The 6,000-nt window shown below is 54.9% G+C and carries 4 protein-coding genes; 2 read left to right on the top strand and 2 right to left on the bottom strand.

The genetic code is table 11. The features are described from left to right. Positions 1-230: 230 nt before the first annotated feature. Together S7A_RS20350 and S7A_RS20355 are read left to right on the top strand one after the other, a co-directional pair. Entirely contained in the window at positions 231-1,895 is a 1,665-nt protein-coding gene (locus S7A_RS20350) for a methyl-accepting chemotaxis protein (RefSeq protein ID WP_009093265.1), read from the top strand. A 609-nt stretch (positions 1,896-2,504) separates the two neighbouring features. After that, positions 2,505-4,430 carry a methyl-accepting chemotaxis protein gene (locus tag S7A_RS20355; protein WP_009093266.1) on the top strand — a complete coding sequence of 642 codons (1,926 nt, stop codon included), beginning with the start codon at positions 2,505-2,507 and terminating at the stop codon, positions 4,428-4,430. Between the two features lie 49 nt (positions 4,431-4,479). Here the strand turns inward: S7A_RS20355 and S7A_RS20360 are convergent, their stop codons facing one another. Together S7A_RS20360 and S7A_RS20365 are read right to left on the bottom strand one after the other, a co-directional pair. Then, positions 4,480-5,280, bottom strand: coding sequence for an MBL fold metallo-hydrolase (locus tag S7A_RS20360; RefSeq protein WP_009093267.1), 801 nt, complete (start codon positions 5,278-5,280; stop codon positions 4,480-4,482). 56 nt (positions 5,281-5,336) lie between these two features. Continuing rightward, positions 5,337-6,000, bottom strand: a 664-nt coding sequence (locus S7A_RS20365; protein WP_033736894.1) for a metallophosphoesterase, incomplete at its 5' end; no start/stop codon positions are given.

Raw genomic sequence — 6,000 nt, forward strand, 5'->3', positions numbered from 1 at the left:
AGAGTTAAGGGAGGAAAGTGAGCATGGATGGCGGGATGTAAATAATATGTTAACGCTAAAAGAGAATAAGAATCAGCCTCTTTGCGTTGTTAGTTCACTCTGCGTCAGGCGCAAGAAAAAATAAAAAAATATATCTACTGCGATCAATTAAAGCGCCGCTGAAAAAAGCCGATAAGAACGATCCAGCATTAACATTTGTTCAAATTATTCTTTCTCCCCAGGGGTTCTTTATGACTATTACACAGCGTCTGGTAATGATTTTCTCACTGCTTGCAATGTCACTGATTGCACTGGTGATTATCTCGTTATCTGTGATTTCGGGTTTTCAGTCCCGTTTTGAATATGTGCAGGTGAACGCGATACCCAGTATTCGCGATCTGAATAAATCGATCAGCGTAACCAATCAATTAGGCATTGCTCTTTACCGCTATCACAGCACCAGCGATGAGACAAAGTTCCCCGCTGCAGAAGAGCGCATTAATAATCTGCTGCAGCAGATTAAATCGCTGAACGATTATTACATGGCCAATGACATCTCCAGCGATGAAGACAAGGCGATGACTGAACAGGCCAACAGGAATCTGGATGCAGTGCGCAGTGCGCTGCCGGCTTTCCTTGCCGCATCGCGCGCTCATGATGACGCGGTCACCCTGCCACTGTTGCAGAGTGAAAATGGTGTGGGCGCTGCAACCCGTAAAATGGAAGCGGACTTCACCCGTCAGATTCAGCTGAACATCGACATCGGCGAACAGCTGCGTGCTGAAAACAAACGCGTCTACACCCAGACCCTGTGGGCGATGTCGGGGGGATCATTACTGGTGATTCTGATTCTGGCTGCCTTCTCCGTTAAGGTGATCATGGGCATCAAAAGAAGCCTCTCTGGCATCGTCAATACCATGACCCAGGTCAGCCACACGCTTGATCTGACGCATACTGCGGATGTCAGCCGCAAGGATGAGATCGGCCAGACGGCCATGGCGTTTAATCAGCTGCTGGCGCGCGTCTCTGGCACGCTGCTCTCGGTGAATCATGCTGCGCAATCGGTCAGTACGGGTTCAACGCAGATCGCAGCAGGTAACGAAGATCTCTCTGCCCGCACCGAGGAGCAGGCTGCTTCACTGGAGCAGACCTCAGCGAGCATGGCCACGCTGAGTGAAACGGTGCGGCAGAACTCCGAAGGCGCGCATCAGGCCAGCAGTCTGGCGAATAACGCCAACCATATGTCGATCCAGAACGGAACGGCTGTGAAGCAGATGCTCACCACGATGGATGATATTCGCGCCAGCTCGGCCAAAATCTCGGAAATCACCGGGCTGATTGAAGGCATCGCCTTCCAGACGAATATTCTGGCGCTGAATGCGGCGGTGGAAGCAGCACGTGCCGGTGAACATGGTCGCGGTTTTGCCGTGGTTGCGTCGGAAGTGCGTAACCTGGCACAACGCTCCTCGTCGGCTGCCCGCGAAATCAAAGACCTTATTTCCACGTCCGTTTCGCAGGTTGAGCACGGCTTAGAGCAGGCCAATAGCGTCGGTTCAAACAGCGAAAACGTGCGTCACGCGATCCAGCAGGTCGCCGATCTGGTCAATGAGATTGCCGCGGCTACCTCTGAGCAGAGCAAAGGCATTGAGCAGGTTCATCAGGCGATTGGCCAGATGGACGAAGTGACGCAGCAGAACGCCGCGCTGGTGGAAGAAGCCTCATCTGCCTCGAAATCACTTCAGGAACAGGCCGAAACGCTGTCGGCGCTGGTCTCGACCTTTACCGTTGAAAGCTCAGGCCGTGTTGCACCGCAGCTGCAGCCACAGACCGCTTCTGCCTTCCGTCCGGCTAAAAAGAGCCGTCAGCCTGAACCGCAGAGTGTTGACCTGAGCAAAGCAAACTGGGAAAGCTTTTAAGCTTTAAGCCGTTCCCGAAAAGCCTCCACATTGTGGGGGCTTTTTTTTTGCCTTTATTTCATTTTTATTTCAATGCATCACGCTTCTTTAAATTAAATGAAAACGATTTCATTTATTATATTTTCAGGGCCTGCCCGGTAATAACGGTTTGAATATTAATTGCCCGGGAAGGATAAATTAATCTCTTATCCGTAATGATAATTATTCCTGAAAAAAGACGGCAGCTAGTATCGGCTGATTCCGGGCTAACTTTAATTTCTTTATTTTCCAGATGTTGATGCTGAAGTCTGGCTTAAGGCTTTACAGGTGATATTTATCAGGCAGTGTTCATAACATTGATATCTATCGTTATTTTTCAGTTTGGCTTAAGTGAAAGTGGCTGTAACTATCGTCTGTTTATTCACTGTAAAATAACCTGGCGCAATCTATACTCTCTCTTGCTGTTATCCAGCCCTTTATTTAACTAAGTAAATTTCATTGCCTTCAGGCGGCTTTGTGCTACGCGCAAACCGCTATGGGCTGCATATGAAGAATTCGTAAAAATAAAATTACATTACCCATTTTGGGTATGACATCACCTGCATGCTTAACACATCAGAGCGGAAAAGAATGAAAAAAGTACTCGACCGGATTAATTTGCCAGCAAAATTCCTTTTACTGGGAGCCTTTGCACTGGTGCTGTTTGTTTTACCCACTTTTCTCTTTATTCAGACGGGCAACCAGCTCATTGACACCAAGAAAGTTGAACTCACCGGTATTCCGGTTGAGAAAAAAGTACTGCAGCTGCTGAGCCTGCTGCAGCGTCATCGGGCAGAAAGCGCCATCGCCATTGGCCAGAACAGAATGGATAACCCACCGCGTCTGGCGTTAGTGACCCAGATCAACAGCGTATCTGAAAGCATTGCTGCCGATCTGCGTCAAAGCAGTGAGCAGGCGCAGCCATTAACGCGTCTGGACCAGGTTAATCAGGAGTGGCGTCAGCTGCAGGAGGATCTGGTTGGCGGACGACTGACGCTGGCGACCAGCCTGGCACGGCACACGCATCTGATCCAGGTTCTGCTGGAAACGAATCAGGATGTACTGGATTACTACCAGCTCTCACTGGATGCTGATTTGAATACCTACCAGCTGATCGTCAGTGTTTTTAGCCGACTGCCGCTGCTGACCGAGACGCTGGGTCAGATCCGTGGCGGGGGGGCTTCACTGATCGCCAGCGGTAACATCTCTGATGCCGATCGCAGTCGCCTGGCCTTCCAGATCGATAATGGCAAAACGGCGCTGTCACAGTTCAGCAGTAACATGGATAAGGTGTTCACCATTGAACCGGATCTCAAAGCGATGTTCGGCGAGCTGGCGCAGAATGCCAGACAGCAGGCTCTGAATGCCCTGCAGCAGGCTGAAGGGGCGATTGTGACCGGGAATGTCACGATTACGCCGGTTGAATATGTCCGTATCTTAACCGAAGCGATTAATCGCTATGGCATGCTGGGCAGTCAGAGCAGCAACCAGCTGCAGATACTCCTGCAGTCACAAATCGATGAGCGCCGACATGCACAGTATCTGTTGCTGTCCGGCCTTCTGGCGATTGCCCTGCTGGCGATCCTGCTGGCCGTGATGATCACCCGTTCGGTCACGCGGCCGGTCAGAGAGGCCGTGGAAGTCGCCAGTCGCGTCGCCGCCGGTGATCTGACGGCAGAGCTGACCGTGTCCGGCAGCAACGAAATGGCTGAGCTGCTGAATGCCCTGATGCAGATGCAGCAGCGTCTTGCCCAGCTGGTGTCCGATATCAAAGGCAACGCCGCGACCATCGCCAGCTCGTCGGAAGAGATTGCCCGCGGCAACGGCGACCTCTCGTCACGCACTGAAGAGCAGGCGGCGTCCCTGGCGGAAACGGCTGCCAGCATGGAGCAACTGGCGTCCATCATGCAGCAGAATGCTGAGAACACCCGCTTTGCCTCTGAACGCGCGGATTCTGCGACGCAGGCGGCCCTCTCCAGTGGCTCGGCCATGGATTCGGTGATGGAAACCATGCACAAAATCCGCGGCAGCTCGGGACAAATTGAAGAGATCACGTCGGTAATCGACAGCATTGCTTTCCAGACCAACATTCTGGCACTGAATGCGGCGGTTGAAGCGGCGCGTGCCGGAGAGCAGGGTAAAGGCTTTGCCGTTGTTGCCTCAGAGGTGCGGGCGCTGGCACAGCGTTCAGCGACAGCAGCCAAAGAGATCAAGAGTCTGATTGAGCAGTCGGTGCTTCATGCGCAGGAAGGGATCACGATGGCCCGGAACGCAGGCGACAGAGTGAAGCAGAGCGTCAGCGCGATTGAACAGACTTCTCAGCTGATGCGCGATATCTCCTCCTCCACGGAAGAGCAGACCAGCGGCATTTCGCAGGTCAATATTGCGGTCAATCAGATGGATCAGGTCACCCAGCAGAACGCCGTGCTGGTTGAAGAGTCCGCTTCTTCTGCGGATGAACTTGCCGGGCGGGCCGTGCAGTTGCGTACCTTAGTCGCGCTGTTTAAAACGGCCTGATAAGACCGGAACAGCCGTCGCCTGAAGGGGCGGCTGTTCGGTTACTGTGTCACGCCTGATGATCCTGCAGACAGGCGAGATACTTCTCTCCCGATCGCATCACCTTCTCTTTCGCCTGCTGAAGGATATCCTGACCTTCAAAGGCGCCATAAAGCTGTCCGAATGTCACACCCGTGAGCCGCTGCAGAATATCGCCAACCGTCGCCGCAGAGAGCGGCAGCATGTTCGGATAGCTCCACATAAACGACACGCCATGCGCACCCGGCGTCACCTGCAGAATATCACCCGCCAGAATGATCCCGTCGCCTTCGTCCCGGTGCAGCACGCAGCCACCCGGGAAATGCCCCCCCAGCCGTAACAGCGTCACACCCGGCATCAGCGTCAGCGAGTCGCCCTGCCAGAGCCGGATATGCGGGCTCTCCCGGACGATCCACTGCCGATCACGGGCATGCAGATGAATGGGCGCGTTAAACGCCTCCGCCCACTCCTGCATCGTGGTGTAGTAGTGCGGATGTGAAATCGCGATGGCATCAATGCCGCCCAGCGCCGCGATCAGCGTAAAGGTGGCATCATCAAGGTTGGCAAGGCAGTCCCACAGCACGTTGCCCTGCGGCGTCCGCAGCAGAAAAGCGCGCTGGCCGATGGCAAACGCGGGCACGGTTTTAAAACTTAACAGCGCCTCACTGTGTGCCGTCCATTTATTGGCGTGGCTGGCGCGCAGCTGGTCGAACGGGATCCAGCCCTGGCCGGAAGCCGGGACATACTGACGCTCATCCTCACAGATTTTACAGTGCTGATGCGTAGCCGAAGCAGGATAGGCGGTGCCACAGGCGGTACATAACAGGGTCATGAGGTTCTCCTTTGTCTCGATCGGGATGATGCGCACCTGGCGGCGCCTTTATCGCCTCAGGGCTGACGGCGCAGGGTAATCCGGGTCAGCTCCGAGGGGCGGCCCAGCCTGATCGCCATGCCAGGCCAGAGCGCCGTGCCGTTGTTGACATAAAGCTGCATTCCGCCGACCTGATAAAGCCCGGAAACAAAACCGGCGTTGGGTTTTGCAAACAGGCGATCCAGCCCGACAATCAGACCTCCGTGCGTATGGCCGGAGAGCTGCACATCGACACCCTGTGCGGCGTTCTCGCGGGCATGACGTGGCTGGTGGTCCAGCAGAATAATGGGGGCGTTTTCGGGAACCTGCTCCAGCGCACGGGCCAGATCGGGGCCGGTCGCCTGTCGGCGCGGTGCGGAGGCGTCGGGCAGACCCGCAATGACCAGGCTGGCTTCACCGCGCTGAATCACCGTATGGCTGTTAAGCAGCGGCTGCAGCCCCAGCGAAGCCAGATGCGCCGTCCAGATCGCCTGATGAAAGAAATATTCGTGATTGCCGGTGATGGCCCAGACGCCGTCGGGCGCAGCCAGACCGCGCAGTGGCGCAACATCATGCCGCCGGTGTTCCAGGCTGCCATCGATCACATCCCCCGTCACCACAATAAGGTCGGGCCGGAGGGACATCGCCCGCTCCACCATGGCGCGGGTCCAGGCAGCATTAAACAGTCGCGTGATATGCAGG

The sequence above is a fragment of the Pantoea sp. Sc1 genome (assembly GCF_000255315.1).
Taxonomy (GTDB): domain Bacteria; phylum Pseudomonadota; class Gammaproteobacteria; order Enterobacterales; family Enterobacteriaceae; genus Pantoea; species Pantoea anthophila.

Bases quoted from the DNA above. Each gene is read 5' to 3' on its own strand.
- S7A_RS20350 (WP_009093265.1), top strand. From the start codon at position 231: ATGACTATTACACAGCGTCTGGTAATGATTTTCTCACTGCTTGCAATG.
- S7A_RS20355 (WP_009093266.1), top strand. From the start codon at position 2,505: ATGAAAAAAGTACTCGACCGGATTAATTTGCCAGCAAAATTCCTTTTA.
- S7A_RS20360 (WP_009093267.1), bottom strand. From the start codon at position 5,280: ATGACCCTGTTATGTACCGCCTGTGGCACCGCCTATCCTGCTTCGGCT.